This is a genomic window from Paraburkholderia ferrariae NBRC 106233, assembly GCF_000685035.1.
Taxonomy (GTDB): Bacteria; Pseudomonadota; Gammaproteobacteria; order Burkholderiales; family Burkholderiaceae; genus Paraburkholderia; species Paraburkholderia ferrariae.
The window spans coordinates 75120-99399 of the sequence record NZ_BAYB01000035.1; the positions used below are offsets into that span (position 1 = coordinate 75120).

Annotated in this window: 23 protein-coding genes and 1 pseudogene; 11 read left to right on the forward strand and 13 right to left on the reverse strand. The window is 66.4% G+C overall.

What is annotated here, in order from left to right; all coding sequences use genetic code 11:
• Window positions 1–53: 53 nt before the first annotated feature.
• The 6 genes from BFE01S_RS30085 (at window position 54) to BFE01S_RS30105 (ending at window position 7318) form a co-directional block, all read left to right on the forward strand.
• Window positions 54–416, forward strand: coding sequence for a PP0621 family protein (locus tag BFE01S_RS30085; RefSeq protein WP_028228688.1), 363 nt, complete (start codon window positions 54–56; stop codon window positions 414–416).
• Window positions 413–1021 (forward strand): 1,6-anhydro-N-acetylmuramyl-L-alanine amidase AmpD, encoded by a 609-nt coding sequence (gene ampD, locus BFE01S_RS30090; RefSeq protein WP_028228689.1) that lies wholly within the window; start codon window positions 413–415, stop codon window positions 1019–1021. The genes BFE01S_RS30085 and ampD overlap by 4 nt, the downstream gene beginning before the upstream one ends.
• 574 nt (window positions 1022–1595) lie before the next feature.
• On the forward strand, window positions 1596–4601 hold the full coding sequence (locus tag BFE01S_RS30095; protein ID WP_028228690.1) for a ribonucleoside-diphosphate reductase subunit alpha: 3006 nt from the start codon (window positions 1596–1598) through the stop codon (window positions 4599–4601).
• A gap of 479 nt (window positions 4602–5080) precedes the next feature.
• Window positions 5081–6304 carry a ribonucleotide-diphosphate reductase subunit beta gene (locus BFE01S_RS30100; RefSeq protein WP_028228691.1) on the forward strand — a complete coding sequence of 408 codons (1224 nt, stop codon included), beginning with the start codon at window positions 5081–5083 and terminating at the stop codon, window positions 6302–6304.
• Between the two features lie 101 nt (window positions 6305–6405).
• The gene (locus BFE01S_RS46060; RefSeq protein WP_084170249.1) at window positions 6406–6717 is read left to right on the forward strand and encodes a hypothetical protein; all 312 of its coding nucleotides are present in this window, start codon (window positions 6406–6408) and stop codon (window positions 6715–6717) included.
• 34 nt (window positions 6718–6751) lie between these two features.
• The gene (locus BFE01S_RS30105) at window positions 6752–7318 is read left to right on the forward strand and encodes a histone H1-like DNA-binding protein (protein WP_028228692.1); all 567 of its coding nucleotides are present in this window, start codon (window positions 6752–6754) and stop codon (window positions 7316–7318) included.
• A gap of 311 nt (window positions 7319–7629) precedes the next feature.
• Here BFE01S_RS30105 and BFE01S_RS30110 read toward each other — a convergent pair whose 3' ends face one another.
• The 10 genes from BFE01S_RS30110 to BFE01S_RS30155 all read right to left on the reverse strand — a co-directional run bounded on the left by BFE01S_RS30110 (window position 7630) and on the right by BFE01S_RS30155 (window position 15936).
• Window positions 7630–8106, reverse strand: a complete 477-nt coding sequence (locus BFE01S_RS30110; protein WP_028228693.1) for an outer membrane lipoprotein — start codon at window positions 8104–8106, stop codon at window positions 7630–7632.
• A 38-nt stretch (window positions 8107–8144) separates the two neighbouring features.
• Window positions 8145–9086, reverse strand: coding sequence for a carbohydrate kinase family protein (locus tag BFE01S_RS30115; protein ID WP_028228694.1), 942 nt, complete (start codon window positions 9084–9086; stop codon window positions 8145–8147).
• Window positions 9087–9154: 68 nt separating this feature from the next.
• Complete coding sequence (gene tpx / locus BFE01S_RS30120) at window positions 9155–9655, reverse strand: thiol peroxidase (RefSeq protein ID WP_028228695.1); 501 nt, start codon at window positions 9653–9655, stop codon at window positions 9155–9157.
• Between the two features lie 108 nt (window positions 9656–9763).
• A complete protein-coding gene (locus tag BFE01S_RS30125; protein ID WP_028228696.1) occupies window positions 9764–10981 on the reverse strand; it encodes a zinc-ribbon and DUF3426 domain-containing protein in 1218 nt (405 codons plus the stop codon).
• Window positions 10982–11035: 54 nt separating this feature from the next.
• Complete coding sequence (prmA, locus tag BFE01S_RS30130) at window positions 11036–11932, reverse strand: 50S ribosomal protein L11 methyltransferase (protein ID WP_028228697.1); 897 nt, start codon at window positions 11930–11932, stop codon at window positions 11036–11038.
• Window positions 11933–11935: 3 nt separating this feature from the next.
• On the reverse strand, window positions 11936–13303 hold the full coding sequence (gene accC, locus BFE01S_RS30135) for an acetyl-CoA carboxylase biotin carboxylase subunit (protein WP_028228698.1): 1368 nt from the start codon (window positions 13301–13303) through the stop codon (window positions 11936–11938).
• A gap of 151 nt (window positions 13304–13454) precedes the next feature.
• Window positions 13455–13919: an acetyl-CoA carboxylase biotin carboxyl carrier protein gene (gene accB / locus BFE01S_RS30140; protein ID WP_028228699.1), complete on the reverse strand. Its 465-nt coding sequence runs from the start codon at window positions 13917–13919 to the stop codon at window positions 13455–13457.
• A gap of 104 nt (window positions 13920–14023) precedes the next feature.
• On the reverse strand, window positions 14024–14476 hold the full coding sequence (gene aroQ / locus BFE01S_RS30145) for a type II 3-dehydroquinate dehydratase (RefSeq protein WP_028228700.1): 453 nt from the start codon (window positions 14474–14476) through the stop codon (window positions 14024–14026).
• Between the two features lie 193 nt (window positions 14477–14669).
• Entirely contained in the window at window positions 14670–15215 is a 546-nt protein-coding gene (locus BFE01S_RS30150; protein ID WP_042339065.1) for a TlpA family protein disulfide reductase, read from the reverse strand.
• A 52-nt stretch (window positions 15216–15267) separates the two neighbouring features.
• The gene (locus tag BFE01S_RS30155) at window positions 15268–15936 is read right to left on the reverse strand and encodes a hypothetical protein (RefSeq protein ID WP_028228702.1); all 669 of its coding nucleotides are present in this window, start codon (window positions 15934–15936) and stop codon (window positions 15268–15270) included.
• 209 nt (window positions 15937–16145) lie between these two features.
• Here BFE01S_RS30155 and mpl point away from each other — a divergent pair, with 209 nt between their 5' ends.
• The 5 genes from mpl (at window position 16146) to mtgA (ending at window position 22037) form a co-directional block, all read left to right on the forward strand.
• Window positions 16146–17537: a UDP-N-acetylmuramate:L-alanyl-gamma-D-glutamyl-meso-diaminopimelate ligase gene (gene mpl, locus BFE01S_RS30160; RefSeq protein WP_028228703.1), complete on the forward strand. Its 1392-nt coding sequence runs from the start codon at window positions 16146–16148 to the stop codon at window positions 17535–17537.
• Complete coding sequence (locus BFE01S_RS30165) at window positions 17534–18154, forward strand: YqiA/YcfP family alpha/beta fold hydrolase (protein WP_028228704.1); 621 nt, start codon at window positions 17534–17536, stop codon at window positions 18152–18154. Before mpl ends, BFE01S_RS30165 begins: the two co-directional genes overlap by 4 nt.
• Before the next feature lie 132 nt (window positions 18155–18286).
• A complete protein-coding gene (locus BFE01S_RS30170; RefSeq protein ID WP_028228705.1) occupies window positions 18287–20398 on the forward strand; it encodes a ribonuclease catalytic domain-containing protein in 2112 nt (703 codons plus the stop codon).
• Complete coding sequence (gene aroE / locus BFE01S_RS30175) at window positions 20395–21273, forward strand: shikimate dehydrogenase (RefSeq protein WP_028228706.1); 879 nt, start codon at window positions 20395–20397, stop codon at window positions 21271–21273. The genes BFE01S_RS30170 and aroE overlap by 4 nt, the downstream gene beginning before the upstream one ends.
• Before the next feature lie 41 nt (window positions 21274–21314).
• The gene (gene mtgA, locus BFE01S_RS30180; protein WP_028228707.1) at window positions 21315–22037 is read left to right on the forward strand and encodes a monofunctional biosynthetic peptidoglycan transglycosylase; all 723 of its coding nucleotides are present in this window, start codon (window positions 21315–21317) and stop codon (window positions 22035–22037) included.
• A gap of 100 nt (window positions 22038–22137) precedes the next feature.
• Here the strand turns inward: mtgA and queF are convergent, their stop codons facing one another.
• From queF to BFE01S_RS30195, 3 genes and pseudogenes are all read right to left on the reverse strand, one after another.
• Window positions 22138–22962 carry an NADPH-dependent 7-cyano-7-deazaguanine reductase QueF gene (gene queF / locus BFE01S_RS30185; protein WP_028228708.1) on the reverse strand — a complete coding sequence of 275 codons (825 nt, stop codon included), beginning with the start codon at window positions 22960–22962 and terminating at the stop codon, window positions 22138–22140.
• A complete protein-coding gene (locus BFE01S_RS30190; RefSeq protein ID WP_028228709.1) occupies window positions 22959–23885 on the reverse strand; it encodes a 5'-nucleotidase in 927 nt (308 codons plus the stop codon). Before BFE01S_RS30190 ends, queF begins: the two co-directional genes overlap by 4 nt.
• A gap of 18 nt (window positions 23886–23903) precedes the next feature.
• Window positions 23904–24280, reverse strand: a pseudogene (locus BFE01S_RS30195) (threonine ammonia-lyase, biosynthetic); the annotation flags it as partial.

The window sequence follows — 24280 nt, forward strand, 5'->3', positions numbered from 1 at the left end:
CGAGCGCGCGCTGCCGCCTGACGCCTTCTTGCTGAGTTTTTTTCACTGGTCCCATGAGACAGATTCTTCTTCTGATCCTGCTGTTCGTCGTCGGGCAGTGGTTCGTCCGGGCGCTGCGCCGTGCGCAGCCGCAGTCGCGTCCCGGCGCGCAGCCCGGGCCGAATCCGCAAGGCGGGCAGGGTGCATGGCGCGCTTCCAGCGGCACGGGTAGCGCTGCGGGGGCCGATGCAGGCGCCGCGGCCGGCAACGCCCAGGGCGCGCTTCCCGAGCCGATGGTCCGCTGCGCCGAGTGCGGCGTGCATGCGCCGAAGAGCGAGTCTGTCGCGATGGGCTCGCAGTCGTTCTGCAGCCACGAGCACGCGCGCGCCTATGCCGCGCGTCATACGGGCCAGGGCCAGAACCGCGCTGCGCGATGAGCGGCGCGCTTCCCCGCTTCGAGGTGGACGCCCAGGGCTGGGTTGCCGCCGCCCGCCGCCTGCCTTCGCCGAACTTCGAGGCGCGGCCCGCGGGCGCGGTGCCGGTGCTCGTCGTCGTGCACAACATCAGCTTGCCGCCCGACACGTTCGGCGGCCCCGAGATCGCCGATCTGTTCCTCAACCGGCTCGACTGCGACGCGCATCCATACTTCGACCAGCACCTGCGCGGCGTGCGCGTTTCCGCGCACTTCGTGATTCATCGCGACGGCACGCCCGAGCAGTTCGTCTCCTGCGACGCGCGCGCGTGGCACGCGGGCGCTTCGAACTTCTTCGGCCGCGAACGCTGCAACGACTTTTCGATCGGCATCGAACTCGAAGGCAGCGACACCGCCGCATTCGAGCCCGCGCAATACGCCACGCTGGCGGCGCTCGTGAAGGCGCTCGTCGCGCACTATCCGATCGAGGCGCTGGCGGGCCATTCGGACATCGCGCCGGGCCGCAAGACCGATCCCGGTTCGCACTTCGACTGGGCGCGCCTGCAGCACGACACGCAACTCGGCGACGCCTTCTTCCCCTACCGGAAGCCGCTCGACGCGGCGTCATGACACACCCGAAGCCGCGCGGGAAGTCCACGCCGCTGCTCATCGAAGAGGCATCTGCCGCGCCCGGCGCACGGGGTTTCCTGCCCCTCTCGCGGACCACTTGAACGCGTGCCGGGCGACAACGCCCGCGCCGCCGGGCCTCGCGCCTTGTCAAGATAGGACCAGTAAAAAAAGGCGTTTGACCACCCGGCAAGTTCCACTATACTTTGTACCGCAAGCAGAGATTCACACCATATGTTGTGTTGTACCGCGGCGCCCCGCTCCACGAGCACGGCGCCGCGCGCATTAGCGGCATAGGAAAAGGAACTTTGTGCGGTGCACCCGGCCTCGAGAGCCGGCGCACCGGCTGTAATCGAGAGAGAAGGTACAGCCAATGATCGCGGCATCCACGATGAAGACCGGCGTCATGCGTTTGGCCCCATTCGCCACCACGTTTGTCCCATCAGCATTGCCGCATCCGGCAGCCTCGCCAGGCTGGCTTTTCGACTCCGCAGTATCGTCCGCGCACACGGGGGCGCGGCGTTCGATCTAATCCGCGAACACACTTCGCACACTTCCAGGACCAGGAGCTTTGCACATGCAAACGACCGATAACGTCTCGACCCGGTATGAAGGCGCGCCTGCCGCGCACACGCTGGGTGGCCAGCAGCAGGACGGCCAGACGGGCGCGACGCAATTCGCCGACTACAAGGTGATCCGCCGCAACGGCAGCGTGGTGTCGTTCGAGCCGTCGAAGATCGCGATTGCGCTCACGAAGGCATTTCTGGCCGTCAACGGCGGGCAGGGCGCGGCGTCGGCACGCGTGCGCGAACTCGTCGAGCAGCTCACGCAGAGCGTCGTGCGCGCGCTCGTGCGCAGCCGTCCGAACGGCGGCACCTTCCATATCGAAGACATCCAGGATCACGTCGAACTCGCGCTGATGCGCGGCGGCGAGCACAACGTCGCGCGGGCTTACGTGCTCTATCGCGAGAAGCGCAACCAGGAGCGCGGCGTCGCCCAGGAAGCGGCCGCGCCGGTCGCGCCGGGCCTGAACGTCACCGACAACGGCGTGACGCGCCCGCTCGACCTGAACGCGCTGCGCGCGCTGATCGTTTCGGCCTGCGATGGTCTCGGCGAGGCGGTGAACCCCGATCCGATCGTCGCGGAAACGGTGAAGAACCTCTACGACGGCGTGCCGATGTCGCAGGTCTACGACTCGGCCATCCTCGCCGCCCGCACGATGATCGAGAAGGACCCGGCGTACAGCCAGGCCACCTCGCGCATCCTGCTGCACACGATCCGTCGCGAAATTCTCGAAGAGGAAGTGACGCAGGCGCAGATGAGCCAGCGCTATGCCGAATACTTCCCGCAGTTCATCAAGCGCGGCATCGAAGCGGGCCTGCTCGACGACAAGCTGCTCCAGTTCGACCTGAAGCGCCTCGCCAGCGCGCTCGACGCGAACCGCGACCTGCAGTTCGGCTACCTCGGCCTGCAAACGCTCTACGACCGCTACTTCCTGCACGTGGACGGCACCCGCATCGAGATGCCGCAGGCTTTCTTCATGCGCGTCGCGATGGGTCTCTCGCTCAACGAAATCGACCGTGAAGCGCGCGCGGTCGAGTTCTACAACGTGCTCTCGACGTTCGACTTCATGTCGTCCACGCCCACGCTCTTCAACTCGGGCACGCACCGCTCGCAGCTCTCGTCGTGCTACCTGACGACGGTTGCCGACGACCTCGACGGCATCTACGAAGCGCTCAAGGACAACGCGCTGCTCTCGAAGTTTGCCGGCGGCCTCGGCAACGACTGGACGCGCGTGCGCGCGCTCGGCTCGCACATCAAGGGCACCAACGGCAAGTCGCAGGGCGTGGTGCCGTTCCTGAAGGTGGTGAACGACACGGCGGTGGCCGTGAACCAGGGCGGCAAGCGCAAGGGCGCGGTGTGCGCGTACCTCGAATCGTGGCACCTCGACATCGAAGAGTTCCTCGAGCTGCGCAAGAACACCGGCGACGACCGCCGCCGCACCCACGACATGAACACGGCGAACTGGATTCCCGACCTGTTCATGAAGCGCGTGATGGAAGGCGGCGACTGGACGCTGTTCTCGCCGTCCACCTGCCCGGACCTGCACGACAAGTTCGGCGCCGAATTCGAGCAGGCTTACACGGCTTACGAAGACAAGGTCGCGCGCGGCGAGATCAAGCTCTTCAAGAAGATGCCGGCTGCCCAGCTGTGGCGCAAGATGCTCGGCATGCTGTTCGAGACGGGCCACCCGTGGATCACGTTCAAGGATCCGTGCAATGTGCGCTCGCCGCAACAGCACGTCGGCGTCGTCCACTCGTCGAACCTGTGCACGGAAATCACGCTGAACACGAGCGACACGGAAATCGCCGTCTGCAACCTCGGCTCGGTGAACCTCGTCGCGCACATGGTCAAGCAGCCGGACGGCAGCTTCGTGCTCGACCACGACAAGCTCAAGCGCACCATCGGCGTGGCGATGCGCATGCTCGACAACGTCATCGACATCAACTACTACGCGGTGTCGAAGGCGCGTAATTCGAACCTGAAGCACCGTCCGGTGGGCATGGGCATCATGGGCTTCCAGGACTGCCTGCACCTGCTGCGCACGCCGTACGCGTCGCAGGAGGCGGTGGAGTTCGCCGACCGCTCGATGGAAGCGGTGTGCTACTACGCCTACTACGCTTCGACCGAACTTGCCGAAGAGCGCGGCCGCTACTCGAGCTACCGCGGCTCGCTGTGGGATCGCGGCATCCTCCCGCAGGACACGCTCAAGCTGCTGGCCGAGGCGCGCGGCGGCTACGTCGAAGTCGACACGAGCGAGACGATGGACTGGGCGGCGCTGCGCTCGCGCATTGCGGCACACGGCATGCGCAACTCGAACTGCGTGGCGATCGCGCCGACGGCAACGATCTCGAACATCATCGGCGTGTCCGCGTGCATCGAGCCGACGTTCCAGAACCTCTACGTGAAGTCGAACCTCTCGGGCGAGTTCACGGTGGTCAACGACTACCTGGTGCGCGACCTGAAGGCGCGCGGCCTGTGGGACGAGGTGATGGTCGCCGACCTGAAGTACTTCGACGGCACGCTCTCGCGCATCGACCGCGTTCCGGCCGACCTGCGCGCGATCTACGCCACGGCGTTCGAAGTCGACGCGACGTGGCTCGTGGAAGCCGCGTCGCGCCGTCAGAAGTGGATCGACCAGGCGCAGTCGCTCAACATCTATATGGCGGGCGCGTCGGGCAAGAAGCTCGACGAGGTCTACAAGCTCGCCTGGCTGCGCGGCCTGAAGACGACCTACTACCTGCGCACGATGGCGGCCACGCACGTCGAGAAGTCGACGGTCGCGCACGGCGCGCTGAACGCAGTGCCGACCGGCGGCGATGGCGGCAGCGGTGCCGGCGGTGCTGGCGGTGCATTCAGCGGCGGCTCGTTCGGCGCGGCCGGCGGTGCGGGTTCGACGGTGCTCAACGCAGCGTCTGCTGCGGCGGAGCAAGCCGTGGAAGCGGCACCGGAAGCGGAAGGCCCCGTGTGCATGATGCGTCCGGGCGACCCGGGCTTCGAAGAGTGCGAAGCCTGCCAGTGAGCTAGCGCCCGGCAGCACTCCATGCAGTAGATGAAGCAGAGGGCGGCGTGCGCGCCGCGCGCCGCCCGCATCGAATCCGCAGCCTGCCGCCGCTTGCTTCCAACCCGGCGTCGCGCACGACGGCTCACCTCCGGCCTCCTTCTCGTTACGCACGGCAGACATGCCGCGACTCACGCAAGAGAGGCCGGCGAGCGAAGGCATCAGGAATCCCTGGCGTCTTCGCCGATGCACTCAACACACGCCGCACGAAGTACGCAACGCGCAACGCGAAACACAGTGGCCGAGGGCTTGCGCGAATCGCGCGACGACCTTCGCATGCATCGTCATCGCATCGAACGCACGACTCGATCGACGCGTTGCAATCACAAAGTGTTGTATGCAGGTCGCAATGCGATTCGAAAAAAGGAATTTTCGTGTGCGAACCCTTTTATCGCTCACGAAAAGATGGTACAAACCGATCTAAATTGATGGTGACATTTATGCTCAACTGGGATGACGAGAACACGGCCGTAACTCCGTCGAGCGGTGCGCAGCAAAACGCAGTGCGCAACCCCGCGGGATTCGCCGTCTCGAACGCCGACGTGCAGTTCGGTCAGCGTCTTGCTCCTCAGGTTTCCACGGCGGAGAACATTTTCTCCAACGACTTCGCGGTCGCCCCGCCGGTCGCAGCGCCGGTGTCGTCCGAAGCGCGCGTGAATGTCGCCGACAAGCGCATCATCAACGGCCAGACCGACGTGAACCAGTTGGTCCCGTTCAAGTACAAGTGGGCTTGGGAGAAGTACCTGTCCGGCTGCGCGAACCACTGGATGCCGCAGGAAATCAACATGTCCCGCGACATCGCCCTGTGGAAGGACCCCAACGGGCTGACCGAGGACGAGCGCCGCATCGTCAAGCGCAACCTCGGCTTCTTCGTGACGGCCGACTCCCTTGCCGCGAACAACATCGTGCTGGGCACCTACCGCCACATCACGGCGCCCGAATGCCGCCAGTTCCTGCTGCGCCAGGCGTTCGAAGAGGCGATCCACACGCACGCTTACCAGTACATCGTCGAGTCGCTCGGTCTGGACGAGAGCGAGATCTTCAATGCGTACCACGAGGTCAAGTCGATCCGCGACAAGGACGAATTCCTGATCCCGTTCATCCAGACGCTGACCGATCCCGCCTTCAAGACCGGCACGCTCGAAGCCGACCAGACACTGCTCCGGTCGCTGATCGTGTTCGCCTGCATCATGGAAGGCCTGTTCTTCTATGTCGGCTTCACGCAAATTCTCGCGCTGGGCCGCCAGAACAAGATGACCGGCGCGGCGGAGCAATACCAGTACATCCTGCGTGACGAGTCGATGCACTGCAATTTCGGCATCGACCTCATCAACCAGATCAAGCTCGAGAACCCGCACCTGTGGACCCCCGCGTTCCGTGCAGAGATCGCTGATCTGTTCAAGCAGGCCGTGGACCTCGAATACCGTTATGCCGAAGACACCATGCCGCGCGGCGTGCTGGGTCTGAATGCGGCGATGTTCAAGAGCTATCTGCGCTTCATCTGCAACCGTCGTTGCCAGCAGATCGGTCTCGACCCGCTGTTCCCGAACGAAGAAAACCCGTTCCCGTGGATGAGCGAGATGATCGACTTGAAGAAGGAGCGTAACTTCTTCGAGACGCGCGTGATCGAATATCAGACGGGCGGTGCGCTGTCCTGGGAATAACCCGGACGCACTGCGGATCAAGTCTTTTGGGGATGCCGGCCGCGCAGCGTCACGCGACGCGCGCGAGGTGCCGGCCAGATGATTAGGAGCAGGAACGCCTGATGCAAAGCGTGCCCGGGGCCCCGGTGGCCTACCGATACGACTGGCACTTTGCGAACCCTTCAGAGGGATGGGCAAACTTCCCCCCGGAAAAAGGCGCAGGCCGTGTGGCCCGCGCCCTCAACGAACGTTGGCCGGCGTCGGTATCCGACGCCGGGTTGACCTGGCGCGCTGTGCCCGAGGGCACTGCGCGCCTTACCGCATTCATTAGCGTAAGCGCGCGGGATCAGCGTACGCCGATGAATAGCCCGCTTCGTAGTGTGCGCCGTGAGAAGCGTTCGCGGGAAGCGGGTTTTGACGAAGGGTGTGTTTGAACTAACTCTCATCTGAACCTGAAGGAGAAGAAAAATGGCAACTGCCAAGAAGAAACCGGCGGCCAGGAAGGTCGCAGTGAAGAAGGTTGCAGCGAAGAAGGCAGCACCGGCCAAGAAGGCGGCTGCGAAGAAGGTTGCGGTCAAGAAGGTCGCAGCGAAGAAAGTCGCCGTGAAGAAGGTTGCTGCGAAGAAGGCAGCACCGGCGAAGAAGGCCGCAGCGAAGAAGGTTGCTGCCAAGAAGGTCGCAGCGAAGAAAGTCGCAGTGAAGAAGGTTGCTGCGAAGAAGGCAGCACCGGCGAAGAAGGCCGCAGCGAAGAAGGTTGCGGTCAAGAAGGCGCCTGCGAAGAAGGTTGCTGCAAAGAAGGTTGCTGCGAAGAAGGCGGCGCCGGCGAAGAAGGCCGCGGCGAAGAAGACCGCAGCCAAGAAGGCGCCTGCGAAGAAGGCTGCTGCGAAGAAGGCTGCCAAGAAGGCGCCTGCGAAGAAGGCTGCCGCTCCCGCACCTGCTGCCCCCGTTGCGCAACCGGCCGCGCCCGCTGCAACGGTGAAAACGGCGCTGAACCCGGCTGCAGCATGGCCGTTCCCGACCGGAAGCCGTCCGTAATATGTCGTAGTACCAGGCGAGGCGCACACGATGTCGATAACGCGCGCTTCGCAGTTCGCCTGGCTTCGGAGCTGTTGCGAAGCCCGAACATGATCCCGTCGCCGGGCTTGCCCGCGGCGGGATTTTTTTCGCCCGGTAGTCTTGCCGTCTGAGGAGCCAGTGGACCGTATGGAGTCCCTGGTGTGCCAGTGCGGGGGCACAAGGGCGTGAAATTCGCAGGCATGAAAAAAGGCGCATGCACAGGGGAGCACATGCGCCTGAGGTTCCGCGTAGGGCGCGAGGCGCCGACGCGGTACAGGGGAAACCGGTAGTTAGTGAGTGACGCGGGTCACGCCGCCGCTCGACAGCAGGCGCACACGATCGCCCGCGTTGAAGACTTCGCCGGTGGCAGTCTGCGTGATCGCACGCAGGTCGCCGTTGTCGAGGCGCACCGTGATCTCCAGGCCGTCGCGCATGGCCACGCCGTTCTCGATCGCGTTGCCGGCCACGGCGCCCGCGATACCGCCGATGATGCCCGTTACGATCGAGCCCGTGCCGCCGCCGATCCGGCTGCCGGCCACGGCGCCGAGCGCACCGCCGCCAACCGCGCCAAGACCGCTCGGCTGGCCGTTGTTCGAGCTGATCTTCACCGCACGCACGCTCTCGACCGTGCCCATGCGGACCGTTTCTTCGCGCTGCGCCTGCGACGCCGTGTAGACATCGGACGAACTGCTGTTATACGCACACCCCGACATCGCGAGCGAACCCGCGATCAAGACTCCGACAATCAGACGATTCGTTGTTTTCATACCCGTTGCTCCAAAAGGCCCCCGCGCGGGGCCCGTGTTCATTTCGGCAGTTCGTAACCGAACGCTTCCTTGAACCGTTCATTGATCTGCGCCCGCGTGGGCGCATAGTTCTGCGGACCTTGTTGTTCGATCTTGAGCGCGCCCATCAGGCTTGCGAGCCGGCCGCTGGTCGCCCAGCCGAGGCCGTTCTCGATGCCGTAGAGCAGGCCGCCGCGGAACGCGTCGCCGCAGCCGGTGGGGTCCAGCACCTGGGCGGCCTTCACCGCCGGAATGTCTTCGATGCTGCCGCCATGGTAGATCTGCGACCCATGCTCGCCGCGCGTGACGATCAGCGCGTCCACCTTGCTGGCGATCTCTTCGAGCGACCAGCCGGTTCGATGGCTCACAAGATTGGCTTCGTAATCGTTGACCGCTACATACGTCGCAAGTTCAATGGCGCGTCGCAGCGACGCAGCGTCGAAGAGCGGCAGGCCCTGGCCCGGGTCGAAAACGAACGGGATGCCGGCCTTCGCGAATTGCTCGACGTGCTGGACCATGCCGTCGAAGCCGTCCGGAGCGACGATGCCGAGCTTGATGCCGGGCGCTTCGTCGGCGCGGTTCAGGTGGGACTGCATCATCGCGCCCGGGTGGAACGCGGTGATCTGGTTGTTCTCGAGGTCGGTCGTGATCATCGCCTGCGCCGACCACGTGTCGGCCAGCACGCGCACGTGCGCCTTCGAAAGACCGAGCGTGTCGAGGCGCTCGAGGTAGGGCGCGGCATCGGCGGCGCCGAGCGTCGCCATGATGCGCGCGTCGCCGCCGAGCAGGTGCAGCGCGTAGGCGATGTTGCCCGCGCAGCCGCCGAATTCGCGGCGCATCGTCGGCACGAGGAAGCTCACGTTCAGGATGTGCACCTGCTCGGGCAGGATGTGCTCCCGGAAGCGACCTTCGAAGGTCATGATGTTGTCGTAGGCGAGCGAGCCGCAGATCAGCGTAGCCAAGGCGGGATGTCCTGTAGGGCGTGGAATGAGGGCGCGCGCGCCGCGCGAGGCGGCGCGCCGGTCCCGGATTACTTCAGGGCTGCGAGGGCAGCGTCGTAGTTCGGTTCGTTCTTGATTTCGGAGACGCGCTCGGCGTACACGACGTTGTCGTTCGCGTCGATCACGACCACGGCGCGCGCGGTCAGGCCGGCGAGCGGGCCGCTCGTCACGTCCACGCCGTAGGCCTGGGCGAAGTCATGGCCGCGGAAGGTCGAGGCCGTCACGACATTCTCGATGCCTTCGGTCGAGCAGAAACGCGAAGCGGCGAAGGGCAGGTCGCCCGAGACGACCACGACCACCGTGTTGTCGAGCTTGCCCGCGGATTCGTTGAACTTGCGCGTGGAGGTGGCGCAGACCGGCGTGTCGAGGCTCGGGACGATGTTCAGCACCTTGCGCTTGCCGGCGAAGTCGGCGAGCGAAACGGGCTTGAGGTCCTTGCCAACGAGCGAGAACGCCGGTGCCTTCTGGCCGGCCGCCGGGAACGTGCCTGCGACGTCGATCGGGTTACCACCCAGCGTAACTTGACTCATGATGTGCTCTCCGGGAATGCATTCAGGGGTGAAAAAGCGCGTCCGGCAACGCCCGACGCAGGGAACGAGCGGGCCGCACGGCGTGCGGCGCCGCAAACGAAACAGGCATCAGGGATAGAAAATCTCGATGCGGAAGTTCGAGGCAACGACGTTGCCGGTGTCGAGGCGCACGATCATCGTCTGCGTGGTGCGCGCGGGCAGGCCGGCTTCGATGTGCGTGCCGGGACTCACGTAGTCCTGCGGCCACAGCACGCGCCGCACGACCACATTGTTCTGGCGGTCGAGCAGCGTGAGCTCGATGGCCGGGTACGCGAGCGCCACGCTGAAATGATTGCGCAGCGGCACCTTCAGTTCGAGGTGGTGCGGATCGTCCACCTGGCGCAGGTCGGACGGCTCGACCTGCAGGCCGTCGATGTCGCGCGGCGGCATCACGCGGCAGCCGATCTGCTGGCACGCCTGAACGTAAAGCGGCTGCGAATCGGGCCAATACACCATCACCGTTTCGCGCAGCCACCAGGCGAGCTGCGCCCCGAGCAGCGCGAGCAGCACGAGCGCGACGAGCCCGCCGACGATGCGCCAGCCCGTGCGGCGCGGCGCGCGCGCCGGCGCTTCGCGCGTGACGGCGAACGGCTCGGCGCCGTCGTTGGGCGAGAGCGCGCTGAATGCGGGGGCGGCTGCGGCGGCGGCTGCGCCAGGCGAAGCGGCGGCCAACGAAGCGGCGGCCGGCGAAACGGAAGAAGGAGATGAAGCGGCGCTGCGCGAGAACACGGGCTCGGGATCGTGCGCCCGCGCGCCAGCGGCATCGCCTGCCGACAGCGTGGGCTCGGTGAGGCCGGGTTCGACGCGGCGCCACGAGGAAGCCGGCGCAGCCTGCGGCGTAGGGGCGAGCGACGGTTCTTCGTCGGGGGCGATGTTCGTCTCGACGCCTTGCGCGGCGCCCGGCGCCATACCGGTACGCGACAATTGATCGGCGGTGTACTGCAGTCCGGGATCGACGCTGCCGCTGCCGGGCTGCGGTGCCCACGGGTCCCAGGCGCGATTCGAGAAGTCGGGTGCTGCGGTGTGTTCTGCCGCCGCCGCTGCCGCTGTTGCGGGCCCCGCGCTGGACGAAGCGGGTTCGCTCGCCGTCAGGCGTGCCGCCATGTCGGCTGCAACGGGCACGGCGCTTGCGAAGTCACCGCCCGCGGCAACTTCGAACAGGCTGCCCGACGCGTCGAACGCTTCCCGGCAGTGCCCGCAGCGCACGAGGCCGCGGCGCGCAGCAAGCTGCGCGGGCTGAACACGGAAGACGGTTTCGCAGAACGGACAGCGCGTTGCGAGGAGCATGTGGGCCGGGACCGGGAGGTGGGCGATACCCGCCATTCTACTGGCAATCCACGGCTACCCGCGCCGTGTGCCTGCAAGGCAAACCCAGCCTTCGTGTTCGCGCCAGACGGCGATGTCGATCCAGCTTTCGTACACGCGCGCAACTTCTTCGGCCTGGCGCGCGAGGATGCCCGAAAGCGCGATGCGGCCGCCCGGTTTCACGCGCGACGAAAGCATCGAAGCCATCAGCTTGAGCGGATTCGAGAGGATGTTTGCCACCACGATGTCGAACTCGCCCGGCGGACAGTCGTCGGGCAGGCCATAGGTGACTTCGGCGCGGTTGCGCTCGCTGTTGTGGCGCGCCGATTCGACCGCCTGCGGGTCGATGTCGATGCCGATCACGGGATCGGCGCCGCACTTCTTCGCGAGGATCGCGAGGATGCCCGAGCCGCAGCCGTAATCGAGGAGCGAATTGCCGGCCTTCACGTTCTGTTCGAGCCACTCCATGCACAGGCGCGTGGTGGGATGGCTGCCGGTGCCGAACGCGAGGCCCGGATCGAGTTCGAGCACGAGCGCGCCGGGGTCCGGTGCGTCGTGCCACGACGGCACGACCCAGATGCGCTCGCCGATGGCGATCGGCTCGAACTGCGATTGCGTGAGCCGCACCCAGTCCTGCTCCTCCACTTCGCGCAGCGAGAACTTCGGCGTTTCGCCGAGCCCCAGCTCGTTCGCGGCGGCCGCGAGCAGCACGGCGGGATCCTGATCGTCGCCGACCAGCGCGATCACGCGCGAACGCTGCCATGCGGTGCGCTCGGGCGTGAGGCCCGGCTCGCCGAAGAGCGGCTGCTCATCGGGCGTGTCGGCATCGGCGTCTTCCACCGACACCGACAGCGCGCCGAGTTCGATCAGCGCGTCGGAGAGCTCCTCCGCGCGCTCGCGATCGAGCTCGACGATCAGTTCCCGATAGCTCATGGATTACGCTTCTTCCTTCTTGACCTGCTGGCGCTCGGCCAGACGGTTTTCGAGGTAGTGGATGCTCGTGCCGCCTTCGACGAACTTGGCGTCGAGCATCAGTTCGCGGTGCAGCGGGATGTTGGTCTGGATGCCTTCGACCACCATTTCCGAGAGCGCGATGCGCATGCGCTGGATCGCCTGCTCGCGCGTGGCGCCGTAGGTGATCAGCTTGCCGATCATCGAATCATAGTTCGGCGGCACGAAATAGCCATTGTAGGCGTGCGAGTCCACGCGCACGCCGGGGCCGCCCGGCATGTGCCACGAGGTGAGGCGACCCGGCGACGGCGTGAACTTGAACGGGTCTTCCGCGTTGATGCGGCACTCGATCGCGTGGCCTTTCAGCTGGATGTCGCGCTGGCGGAACGAGAGCTTTTCGCCGGCGGCGATGCGGATCTGCTCCTGCACGATGTCGATGCCGGTGATCTGCTCGGTGACCGGGTGCTCGACCTGCACGCGCGTGTTCATTTCGATGAAGTAGAACTCGCCGTCTTCGTACAGGAATTCGAACGTGCCCGCGCCGAGATAGCCCATCTTCTTGCAGGCGTCGGCGCAGCGGTCGCCGATGCGGTCGAGCAGGCGTCGCGCGATGCCCGGCGCCGGCGCTTCCTCGATCACCTTCTGGTGGCGGCGCTGCATCGAGCAGTCGCGCTCGCCGAGCCACACGGCATTCTTGAACGAATCCGAAAGCACCTGAATCTCGATGTGGCGCGGATTCTCCAGGTACTTCTCCATGTACACCTGCGGGTTGCCGAAGGCGCGGCCCGCTTCTTCCCGGGTCATGTTGACCGCGTTCACGAGCGCCGCTTCCGTATGCACGACGCGCATGCCGCGGCCGCCGCCGCCGCCCGAAGCCTTGATGATGACCGGGTAGCCGATCGAGCGCGCGATCTTCACGATCTCCTTCGGATCGTCGGGCAGGGCGCCTTCCGAGCCCGGCACGCAGGGCACGCCGGTCTTGATCATCGTCTGCTTCGCGGTGACCTTGTCGCCCATCATGCGGATCGTGTCCGGGCGCGGGCCGATGAACACGAAGCCCGATTGCTCGACGCGCTCGGCGAAGTCCGCGTTCTCGGAGAGGAAGCCGTAGCCGGGGTGGATCGCTTCGGCGTCGGTGACCTCGGCCGCGCTGATGAGCGCCGGCATGTTGAGGTAGCTCAGATTCGACGGAGCCGGTCCGATGCAGACCGCCTCGTCGGCGAGCTTCACGTACTTGGCTTCCTTGTCGGCTTCCGAATAGACGACGACCGTCTTGACGCCGAGCTCGCGGCATGCGCGCTGGATGCGGAGCGCGATTTCGCCACGGTTGGCAATGAGGATTTTTTCAAACATGGTGGGTATTCGGCTCATCAATGGGCGCCGCCGGAAACGCGGGCGGGCCGCCTCAGAGGATCGGTCGCGCATGCGAAGCCTGGCAAGGCTGCGGCACGCGCCACAAGCGACTCGTGCGCTTCTCCCGCGTGCGGAAAAAGCGCGGACAGCTTCAGGCGATCACGTACAGCGGCTGGCCGTATTCGACGGCCTGGCCGTTATCGACGAGGATTTCCTTGACCACGCCGGCCACGTCCGACTCGATTTCGTTGAGCAGCTTCATCGCTTCGATGATGCACAGCGTCTGGCCTTCCTTGACCGTGTCGCCCACCTGGACGAACGGATCGGCGCCCGGCGACGGCGCGCGGTAGAACGTGCCGACCATCGGCGAAGTCACGACGTGGCCCTGCGGGACGGCCGGCGCTGCGGCGGCCGGTGCGGCCGCTTCGGCAGGGGCGTGGCCGGGGGCGGCGAGCGGGGCGGCTGCCGGCATGGCGTATTGCGCGCTCGGCTGGACGTACACCGGCGGCGCATTCTTGACGATGCGCACCTTGCCTTCGCCCTCGGTGACTTCGAGCTCCGAGATGCCCGATTCGGAGACGAGGTCGATCAGAGTCTTCAGCTTACGTAGATCCATGGTGCAGCCCCTTTGAATACGTGAAGTGCCGGGGTGCGGGCCCCGGCACGGGATTGGTGTTGTCTGTCAGATGCGTCGGCCAGTCTGCCCGCGCGGCCCGCGAATCAGGCGCTCTTGCCGGCGGCGAGCCGGTCGAGCGCGAATTCGAGCGCGTACAGATAGCCCTTCCAGCCGAGGCCGCAGATCACGCCCTCGGCCTGGTCGGAGAAGTACGAGTGATGCCGGAAAGCTTCGCGGCGATGCACGTTCGACAGGTGAATTTCGACGAACGGAATGCCGACGCCCGCAAGCGCATCCCGGATCGCCACGCTCGTGTGCGTATACGCCGCCGGGTTGATCAGGATGAAATCGGTATGTTCCGCGCGCGCGGCCTGAATGCGATCGACGAGCGCGCCTTCGTGATTGCTCTGGAAAGTCGCGAGATCGACGCCCGCGTCCGCGGCGCGGTCGCTGAGCGCCTGATCGATCTGCGGGAGCGTCACGCGCCCATAGACCTCGGGTTCCCGGGTGCCGAGAAGATTGAGGTTGGGGCCGTGCAGAACCAGCAGTCGCGTCATGGTTGCTTCTTTTCCGTGGAGTTGCGCGAACTTTAGCGCCGATTAGAGAAATTTGTCTAGTTTTCCGAACGGGGGATATGACCCCAGGCGCGTCCGGAGCCCGGCTGAATCCCTGATTTTCCGTCAAATAGCGTAAATTTCACGGCAAAAAGTGCTGTACGGCCGTTAAGCTCAGGCCAAAGTTTCCCCTGCTTCAAAGCGCGTCGAGCGTGCGGCGCAATTCGTCCGGCTTGATTTGGCCTAATTTTGTCGCGCGTACGTTGCCGTTCGCGTCGATTACGACCGTGTAAGGCAGGCCGCCCGCCGTGTTGCCGAAGGCGCGCGCCACGTCCGCGCCGCCGAATCCGGCGACATAGACCGGGTAGTCTACGTGGACTTTCTGAAGGAAGGCCTTGATGTTGGCGCTCGAATCGACGCCGAGTCCCACGAACTGGATGCCTTTTTTCGCGTACTCGCGCTGAAGGGCCGAGAGTTCGGGCATTTCCTCGACGCATGGCCCGCACCACGACGCCCAGAAGTTCACGACGATCGGCCGGCCCTTGTAGAGAGCGAGCGACTGGGGCTTGCCGTCGGGCGTCGTTACCGCCGCCGACCAGAGCTGGCCGACCGCGTTCTGCGACGTGGCGACGGAAGCCGCATCGGCCGTCCCCGCGTTGCCGCCGTCGACCCAATGTCCCGCCAGAATGCCGCCGCCGGCGGCCACCGCCGCCACCGCGACGCCGGCCAGAATCCGCTTCATGTTCATCGCTGCGCTTTTCAGTTGATCGTGCTGGTTGAGGGGGATGCACCGGTCAGGGTGCGGGGGAGCCGCCGTTTGCGTTGCCTTCGTCGCTTTGCCGGGCTTCGTCGATCAGCGCCTGCAACGCCTGCGCGTTCGCGCGCGCGAGGCGCCCGCGCGCATCGGCGCGCACCGCGCCGCGCAGGTCGTCGGTGTCGTAGAGCGCCACGTGGATGCCCACTGGCGCCTCGTCGCGGGCGGTCCTGTAGATGAAGCTCAGCGTTTCCACGTAGCCGCGCGCCGCGAAATGGCGCGTCTCCGACACGTCATACTGCACATTCGCATTCAGCAGCCAGATGGCGACGTCTTTCGGGTTGTCGCAGAAGATCTGCAAGTGGATGTCGGAATGCTCGCCCGCCGTGCCGTTGAGCACCGCGCCCGTCACGAAGGGCTGGAAGGCGTCGAGCCGCTTCATCCAGTCGAGCGCGATTTCGCGCAGGCGCCGCAGCACGGCCGGCTGGCTTTCGCCCTGGAACAGGGCCTGATATTCGCGGATCTCGTCTTCAATCTGGTCGTTATCGGGCAGCCAGCCGCCTTCGATGCGCGTTTCCCCCACGACCTGCCGCGCTGCCTTGCGCTTGGCCGTTGCGTAGTCGAGTCCGTCCTCGGCGATCATCCGTGCTGCCGCGATGGCGATTTCCTCGCGCACGCGTTGCGGATCGAAATGTGATCTGCGATTCATGCATCAATCATACTAGAGAAAGCCCGGGGTCCCCGGAGGGCGCGGTCCGCCGCCAGCCCGGGCGGCCCGCCCGGCCCGCGCCGAAAACGCGCGGGGCCTCGGGTACAATACTGTCCTTTGCTGCGGCGGCGCACGCCGCCGTCTTCGCTCACCCCACCCCGGCAAACCCAATAACCCGTTTCCCGGCGCCCGCGCGGCGCGCAAGGCTTATGCACATCCATATCCTCGGCATCTGCGGTACGTTCATGGGCGGTCTCGCCGTGCTCGCGCGCAGCGCGGGCCACACCGTGACAGGCTGCGACGCGGGGGTCTATCCGCCGATGAGCACGCAGCTCGAAGCGCAGGGCATCCGCCTGATCGAGGGCTATGACGCAAGCCAGGTCGAACTGAACCCCGACCTTTACGTGATCGGCAACGTGGTCTCGCGCGGCAATCCGCTGATGGAGGAGATTCTCAATCGCGGGCTGCCGTACACGTCGGGGCCGCAGTGGCTGGGCGAACACGTGCTGCGCGACAAATGGGTGCTCGCGGTGGCGGGCACGCACGGCAAGACCACGACGAGCTCGATGCTCGCCTGGCTGCTGGAAGACGCGGGCCTGAATCCCGGCTTTCTGATCGGCGGCGTGCCGCTCAATTTCGGCGTTTCGGCGCGGCTCACCGATTCGAGCTTCTTCGTGATCGAAGCCGACGAGTACGACACGGCGTTCTTCGACAAGCGTTCGAAGTTCGTCCATTACCGGCCGCGCACGGCCGTGCTGAACAACCTCGAATACGATCACGCCGACATCTTCCCCGATCTCGCCGCCATCGAAACGCAGTTCCATCACCTCGTGCGCACGATCCCGGGCGTGGGCCGCATCGTGACGAACGGCCGCTCGGATGCGCTCGAGCGCGTGCTCGCGCGCGGCGTGTGGAGCGAGGTGGAGCGCTTCGGCGTGGACGGCGGCTGGCAGGCGCTGCCCGCGGAAGACGGCGTGCCCGTGGACGAGCGTTTCGCCGTCTATCACGACAGCGCGCGCGTGGGCGTGGTGGCGTGGCAGATCCAGGGCGAGCACAACCGCCAGAACGCGCTGGCCGCGATTGCCGCCGCGCGCAGCGTGGGCGTGCCGCCCGCGCAGGCCGCCCGCTCGCTCGCGGACTTCCGCAACGTGAAGCGCCGCATGGAAGTGCGCGGCAGCGTGGACGGCGTGACCGTCTACGACGACTTCGCGCACCATCCCACGGCGATCGAAACGACGGTCGCCGGCCTGCGCACACGCGTGGGCCGTGAAAATACCCGCATCCTCGCCGTGCTGGAGCCGCGCTCGAACACGATGAAGCTCGGCGTGATGAAGGCCCAGTTGCCGGCAAGCCTCGCCGACGCCGACCTCGTGTTCGGCTACGGCGCGCCGGCCGGCAAGGACGCGCTCGGCTGGGATCTCGCGGGGGCGCTCGCGCCGCTTGGCGAGAAGGCCCGGGCGTTCCACGATCTCGGTGCGCTGGTGAAGGCGGTGGTGGCCGCCGCCCGTCCCGGCGATCAGGTGCTCGTGATGAGCAACGGCGGCTTTGGCGGCGTGCATCAGAAGCTGCTGGATGCGCTTTCGGCGCGGAGCGCCACGTGATCGTCTATCTGCACGGCTTTCGCTCGTCGCCGCAGTCGTTCAAGGCGCGGCTGCTCGCAGCGCGCCTCGCCGGGCTCGGCCGCAGTGCCGAATGGCTCTGCCCCATGCTGCCGGTCTCGCCGGCCGAGGCGATCGCGCTGGCCGAGCGCGAGATTGCCGCGCGCCTGCAAGCGAACGGAAGCGGCGATGCCGGCGATGCCGGTAATGCACGCAAGGCAAGCGAGCGCGTGACGCTGATCGGCAGCTCGCTCGGCGGCTATTTCGCGACGTATCTCGCGCAAAAGCACGGCTGGCGCGCCGTGCTGCTGAACCCCGCGGTGGTGCCGGACCGCGACCTGTCGAAGTATCTGGGCGAGCAGCCGCTCTGGCACGGCGGCGGCAGCATCGTCGTCGAACCCCGCCATCTGGACGAGTTGCGCTCGCTCGCTCTCGCGCGCGTGACGCAGCCCGAACGCTACTGGCTGATCGCCGCGACGGGCGACGAGGTGCTCGACTACCGGGAAATGCTCGCGCACTACCCGGACGTGCCCACGCGGCTGATCGAGGGCAGCGACCACGGCATCAGCGAATTCGCCGATTACGTCGATGACGTGATCGCATGGTGCGACGCGCCCTGACGCGTCGATTCGTCTTCAGGCTTCGCGCAGCGCGCGCGAACGCCTATATGTATATAGCGCAGCACCGCTTCCGTGCCGGTCTTACGCATGGCACGAGCGGTTCGAGCCAGTCTGAACGAGAGTGAGTGTTGAGTGAACGTTTTCTTTGAGGAATCGGGTAGTTTCAAGGCCGGCAGCGTGCTGTCGCGCCAGGGCGATGCGTTCCAGGTCGAGTTGCCGGGCGGACGCCGCGCGAAGGTGCGCGCGAAAGACGTGCTGATCGAATTCGACAAACCCACGGCCGGCGAACTGATGGAGCAGGCGGAAGCCGCCGCGCAGGAGATCGACCTCGACTTCCTGTGGGAGTGCGCGCCGGCCGACGAATTCCCGTTCACGGCGCTTGCCGCGGAATACTTCGGCGAGACGTCGGGGGCAACCGAGCGCGCTTCGCTCGTGCTGCGCCTGCACGGCTCGCCCGTGTACTTTCGCCGCAAGGGGCGCGGCCAGTATCAGCGCGCGCCCGAAGAGCAGCTCAAGATGGCGCTCGCCTCGCTCGAGCGCAAGCGCCAGCAGGCGCTCGTGCAAGCCGGCTTCGAGGAGGAACTGAAGGCGGCCAAGCTGCCCGAGGCCTTCCAGGGCAAGGCGCTGGGCCTGCTCACGAAGCCCGACAAGAATTCGATCGAGTACAAGGCGCTGGAAGCCGCCGCGGCCGCACGGGGCATTTCGATGCCGCGCCTGATGCTCGAATGCGGCGGCATCGCTTCGCCGCGCGCGCTGCACGAGGCGCGCTTCCTCGCGGAATTCTTCCCGCACGGGACGGGCTTTCCGGCCGTGCAGGTGGGCGTGCTGCCCGACGATCTGCCCGAGGCGCATGTCGAGGCGTTCTCGATCGACGACGTCACGACCACCGAAATCGACGACGCGTTTTCGATCGAGCATCTGGCCGACGGCCGCGTGCGCATCGGCATCCACATCGCGGCGCCGGCGCTCGGCATCCAGCGCGGCGATACGGCGGACACGATCGCGCGCACGCGCCTTTCGACGGTCTACATGCCCGGCGACAAGATCACGATGCTGCCCGACGATTTCGTCGATGCGTTCACGCTCAAGGAAGGCGGCCTGCGCCCGGCGCTCTCGCTGTATTCCATCGTGAACCGCGAGACCCAGGAGATCGTGGCCACCGAAACGCGCGCTGAGCGCGTGTTCGTGAAGAACAACCTGCGCCACAACACGCTCGACGAACTCGTGACCGAAGAGACGCTGGCGGCCGGCACGGGCGAGTACCCGCACAAGGACGACATCGCCGTGCTGTGGCCGTTCGCGCAGGCGCTCTTCGAGAAGCGCCAGCAGGCGCGCGCCGGCTACGGTCTGCGCCGCGAAGTGCAGCGCAACACCGACTTCAACTTCTACGTGGACGGCGAGCACGTCACGATCACGCCGCGCCGCCGCGGCTCGCCGCTCGACACGATTGTCGCGGAGCTGGCGATTCTCGCGAATTCGACGTGGGGCGCTTTCCTGCACGACCACGGCGTGCCGGGCATCTACCGCTCGCAGCGCGCGTTCGGCGCCCCGAGCGGCCCGAAGCGCACGCGCATGCAGACCACGGCCGCGCCGCACGAGGGCCTGGGCGTTGCGCAGTATGCCTGGAGCACTTCGCCGCTGCGCCGCTACGTCGATCTCGTGAACCAGTGGCAATTGCTCGCGTGCGTGGAGCACGGCGTCGCGGCCAAGCTCGCCGCGCCGTTCAAGCCCAAGGACGCCGACCTGTTCGCCGTCGTGCAGGGCTTCGACGAAACCTACACGGCCTACGCCGACCACCAGCGCCGCATGGAGTACTTCTGGTGCCTGCGCTGGCTCAAGCAGGAGAACCGCCGGGAGTTCGCGGCGACGGTCATCAAGGACGATCTCGTGCGCTTCGAGGAAGTGCCGCTCATCATGCACGTGCCCGCGCTTGGCGTGCACGCGCGCGGCACGCGCGTGCTGCTCGAGGTGATGTCGATCGACGAGCTGACTATCGAGGCTTCGGTGCGCATGCTGCGCGTGCTCGACGCGCCCGTCGTGACGAGCGGGGCCGAAGAAGAGGAAGCGGGCGAGGACGAAGAGCTGATCGAAGCCACGGAAGAATCGGCTGAGAGCGAAGCCGAGGCGCTGGCCGAATCCGATGCCGGCGCTGCCGAGGCTGAGGCCGAGGGGGAAGCCGGCGAGGGCGAGGCCGGCGGCGAGGAAATCCAGCAGTCGCAGCACGCAGCGGAGACCGGTGAATGAGTGCCGCGACGCCCGTCGATGAGACCGCTCTCGCGGCCGACCGCTATGCCGTGATCGGCAACCCGATCGCGCACAGCAAGTCGCCGCTCATCCACGCGCAGTTCGCGCGCCAGACGGGCGAGCACATCGATTACGGGCGCCTGCTTGCGCCGCTCGACGGCTTCGTTGCCGAAGTGAACGCGTTTCGGGCCGCGGGCGGCCGCGGCATGAACGTGACCGTGCCGTTCAAGCTCGAAGCCCACGCGCTCGCGCACCGGCTCTCGCCGCGCGCTGCGGCGGCGGGCGCGGTGAACACGCTGCGCTTCGACGCCGAGGGCATCTTCGGCGACAACACCGACGGCTTCGGTCTCGTGCGCGACATCGAATCGAACCTGGGCGTGGCCCTGAAGGGCGCACGCGTGCTGCTGCTCGGCGCGGGCGGTGCGGCGCGCGGCGTGGTGTTGCCGATGCTCGAGCGCGGCCCGCGCGAGATCACCATCGTGAACCGCACGGCCGCGAAGGCGCACGACCTGATCGGCCAGTTCGCCGCGGCGGCGGCCGAGGCAGGCTGCCTCCTCAACGGCGGCGGTCCGCACGCGATTGACCCAAGCCCCTACGACGTGATCGTCAACGCGACGGCGGGCAGCCTCGACGCCACGCTGCCCGAGTGCGACGAGCGCGCGTTCGGCACGGGCACGCTCGCCTACGACATGATGTACGGCGCGCAGCCCACCGTCTTCATGCGGCACGCGCAGTCGCTGGGCGCGCGCGCGGCGGACGGCCTCGGCATGCTGGTCGAGCAGGCCGCCGAATCGTTCTACGTGTGGCGCGGCGTGCGTCCCGACAGCGCGCCGGTGCTGGCCGCGCTGCGCGCGCAACTCGCGGCGCAGGGCTGACGCGCCGCATCGTGCGCACCGCACCGACGCGCAAGGCGGCGATGCCGGGCCAGGAGGCCGCGCGGCGCCCGGGCGCGCTGCGCTGGCTCGCGTACGCGGGCTCGGTCTTCGCCATCGCGTGGATCGCGCTGCAGGTCTTCTACTTCGCGCAGATCGCCTTGTGGAACTTCGTCGATCCGCAATCGACGGCCTTCATGCGTACCGACGAAGCGCAACTGGGCGCCGGCCATCCCGGTTTCTCGATCCAGCACCAGTGGGTGCCGTACGAGCAGATTTCGCGCAATCTCAAGCGCGCGATCATCGCCTCCGAGGACGCGAATTTCGTCAACAACAACGGCTACGAGACCGATGCGATCCTGCAGGCGTGGGAGAAGAACAAGCAGCGCGGGCACATCGTGCGCGGCGGTTCGACGATCACCCAGCAACTCGCCCGCAACCTGTTCCTGTCCCGCGAGAAAAGCTATATCCGCAAGGGGCAGGAACTCATCATCACGTGGATGCTGGAGACGCTGCTCGACAAGGAGCGCATCTTCGAGATCTACCTGAATTCGGTGGAGTGGGGCAACGGCGTGTATGGCGCCGAGGCCGCCGCGCATTACTACTACGGCACCCCGGCCGCGAAGCTCACGGCCTGGCAGGCGGCGCGCCTTGCCGTCATGCTGCCGCGCCCCAAGTACTTCGACGATCATCGCAATTCGCCCTATCTCGCCCAGCGCGCTGCCGTGATCGCGCGGCGCATGGGCGCCGCCGAACTGCCGCATTGACGGCGGCAGGTGCGGGTTCCTGTGGCGGAGTCGGCGTAAAAAAAACGCCGGACTTTCGATCGCTCCGGCGCTTCTTCTGTCATCCCCTTGCAACTTCGCTTTACTGGCGCGCGAGCCGCGCGTTATCCGGCATCGGCATGTTGAAGTTGGTGCGAAACGGATTGATGTCGAGCCCGCCGCGGCGCGTGTAGCGCGCGTACACGGCGAGGCGGTCCGGCTTGCACGCTTTCATGATGTCCACGAACATGCGCTCCGCACACTGCTCGTGAAAGCCCGTGTGATTGCGGTACGAGATGATGTAGCGCAACAGGCCCGCCTGGTCGATCTGCGGCCCCACGTAGTGAATCTGCACGCTGCCCCAGTCGGGCTGGCCCGTCACGGGGCAGTTCGACTTCAGCAGGTTCGAGTACAGCGTCTCTTCCACCGGCACTTCGCCGACGGCTGCGGTGAGGAGCGTGGCGTCGGGGTGATAGACCTCGGCGTCCAGATCGAGACGGTCGAGCGAGAGACCTTCGAATTCTTCGAACGCGATCTTGCCGAAGGCGCCGGGCTGTTCGAGCCGCACCGCCACCGTGGCGCCGCACGCCGCCGAGATATCGCGCTTGAGCGTGTCGCGCACGGTGTCCACGGAGTCGAACGGCGTCTGCGCAAACGAGCCCAGATAGAGCTTGAACGACTTCGATTCGACGATGTTGGGCGAATCGGCGGGAATGAAGAACGTTGCGATGGCGATCTGCGGCTTGCCGCGCGCGTTGAGCCACGAAAGCTCGTAGGCGTTCCAGATATCGGTGCCGAAGAAGGGCAGTTGCGCGCCGATGCCGATCGCTTCGCGCGCGCCCACGCGCGGGATCGGGAACAGCAGCGAGGCGTCGTACTGTTCGGTGTAGGCGGCGGGCTTGCCGAGCGGGGAGTGTTCGAGAGTCATGATGCGCTGGTTACGGTTGCTGCGTTGTTCGCCACGCCGCCGGCCACGTGCCCGGTCGCCGTGACCGAGCGTGCCGATTCGCAGTGGCGGATCTGGTCGTCGAAGAAAAAGTCGGGTTCGAACTCGCGCAGGAACGGGCCTTTGTCGAGTCCGCCCAGAAACATCGCTTCGTCGATTTCGATGTTCCAGGCCATCAGCGTGCGGATCGCGCGTTCGTGCGCCGGCGCGGAGCGCGCGGTCACGAGTGCGGTGCGGATGCGCATTTGCGCATTGGCGTCCGCGAGCTTCTGCAGGCGGTGCAGTGCTTCGAGCAGGGGCTTGAGCGGCCCTTGCGCGAGCGGCAGATCGCGGTTGTCGCGCTCGTGGCTCACGAAGGCGGAAAGGCCCTCATGCTGGAAGATCTGCTCGGCTTCGTCGGAAAACAGCACGGCATCGCCGTCGAACGCGATGCGAATCTCGTTCGCGTTGCGTCCCGCTATTGTCGCCGATTCCGGAAAGACGCGCGCGGCGGGAAAGCCGGCGGCCAGCGCGCTGCGCACGTCGTCCTGATTCGCGGACAGAAAGAGCGACGCGTTGAGCGGCTTGAGATAAGCCCACGGCGAGCGCCCGCGCGTGAACACGCCGCGCTCGACGTCGTTCAGGCCGTGTTCGCGGCACGAGCTGAAAGTGCGCAGGCCGCTGATCGGATCGCTGCGCGAGAGGATCACCACCTCCACGTGGCGCGCGCCGTTGTTCAGCGCGAGCAGCTTGCGGATCAGCGCAAACGCGACGCCGGGCTGCGCGGGCACGGTGAGGCGCTCGCGCTGGAGCGCCTCGTAGGTCGCGAGGTCGCCGGTCTCGAACACGCGGTTTTCCTCTTCGAAATCGAAGAGCGCGCGCGACGAGATGGCTACCACGAGTTTGTCGGAGAGCGAAACACCCACGGTTGCTTTCCCTTTCCTTCAGCCGAGGAACAATCGATAGGCCGGATTGTGCGTCTCTTCCCAGTGCGGATAGCCGAGCGTGGCGAGAAAGCGCCCGAACTCCGCGTCGTCCGCCGCCGGCACCTGGATGCCCACCAGGATCGAACTGTAGTCCGCCCCCTGGTTGCGGTAGTGGAACAGGCTGATGTTCCAGTCCGGCGCCATCGACGAGAGAAAGCGCATCAGCGCCCCCGGGCGCTCCGGAAACGCGAAGCGGAACAGCCGCTCGTCGTGCGCCAGCGGCGAGCGCCCGCCCACCATGTAGCGGACGTGCTGCTTGGCGAGTTCGTCGCCCGTCAGGTCCACCGTCGGGAAGCCGTGCGAGACGAACGCCTGCGCGATCTGCGCCGATTCGC

Coding starts and splice junctions, on each gene's coding strand:
- accC (WP_028228698.1), bottom strand. CDS start 13,303: ATGTTTGAAAAAATCCTCATTGCCAACCGTGGCGAAATCGCGCTCCGC.
- mtgA (WP_028228707.1), top strand. CDS start 21,315: ATGCCGGGCCAGGAGGCCGCGCGGCGCCCGGGCGCGCTGCGCTGGCTC.
- BFE01S_RS30095 (WP_028228690.1), top strand. CDS start 1,596: ATGCAAACGACCGATAACGTCTCGACCCGGTATGAAGGCGCGCCTGCC.
- queF (WP_028228708.1), bottom strand. CDS start 22,962: ATGACTCTCGAACACTCCCCGCTCGGCAAGCCCGCCGCCTACACCGAA.
- BFE01S_RS30085 (WP_028228688.1), top strand. CDS start 54: ATGAGACAGATTCTTCTTCTGATCCTGCTGTTCGTCGTCGGGCAGTGG.
- prmA (WP_028228697.1), bottom strand. CDS start 11,932: ATGAGCTATCGGGAACTGATCGTCGAGCTCGATCGCGAGCGCGCGGAG.
- BFE01S_RS30150 (WP_042339065.1), bottom strand. CDS start 15,215: ATGAAGCGGATTCTGGCCGGCGTCGCGGTGGCGGCGGTGGCCGCCGGC.
- BFE01S_RS30125 (WP_028228696.1), bottom strand. CDS start 10,981: ATGCTCCTCGCAACGCGCTGTCCGTTCTGCGAAACCGTCTTCCGTGTT.
- BFE01S_RS30155 (WP_028228702.1), bottom strand. CDS start 15,936: ATGAATCGCAGATCACATTTCGATCCGCAACGCGTGCGCGAGGAAATC.
- BFE01S_RS30100 (WP_028228691.1), top strand. CDS start 5,081: ATGCTCAACTGGGATGACGAGAACACGGCCGTAACTCCGTCGAGCGGT.
- BFE01S_RS46060 (WP_084170249.1), top strand. CDS start 6,406: ATGCAAAGCGTGCCCGGGGCCCCGGTGGCCTACCGATACGACTGGCAC.
- ampD (WP_028228689.1), top strand. CDS start 413: ATGAGCGGCGCGCTTCCCCGCTTCGAGGTGGACGCCCAGGGCTGGGTT.
- tpx (WP_028228695.1), bottom strand. CDS start 9,655: ATGAGTCAAGTTACGCTGGGTGGTAACCCGATCGACGTCGCAGGCACG.
- accB (WP_028228699.1), bottom strand. CDS start 13,919: ATGGATCTACGTAAGCTGAAGACTCTGATCGACCTCGTCTCCGAATCG.
- mpl (WP_028228703.1), top strand. CDS start 16,146: ATGCACATCCATATCCTCGGCATCTGCGGTACGTTCATGGGCGGTCTC.
- aroQ (WP_028228700.1), bottom strand. CDS start 14,476: ATGACGCGACTGCTGGTTCTGCACGGCCCCAACCTCAATCTTCTCGGC.
- aroE (WP_028228706.1), top strand. CDS start 20,395: ATGAGTGCCGCGACGCCCGTCGATGAGACCGCTCTCGCGGCCGACCGC.
- BFE01S_RS30110 (WP_028228693.1), bottom strand. CDS start 8,106: ATGAAAACAACGAATCGTCTGATTGTCGGAGTCTTGATCGCGGGTTCG.
- BFE01S_RS30105 (WP_028228692.1), top strand. CDS start 6,752: ATGGCAACTGCCAAGAAGAAACCGGCGGCCAGGAAGGTCGCAGTGAAG.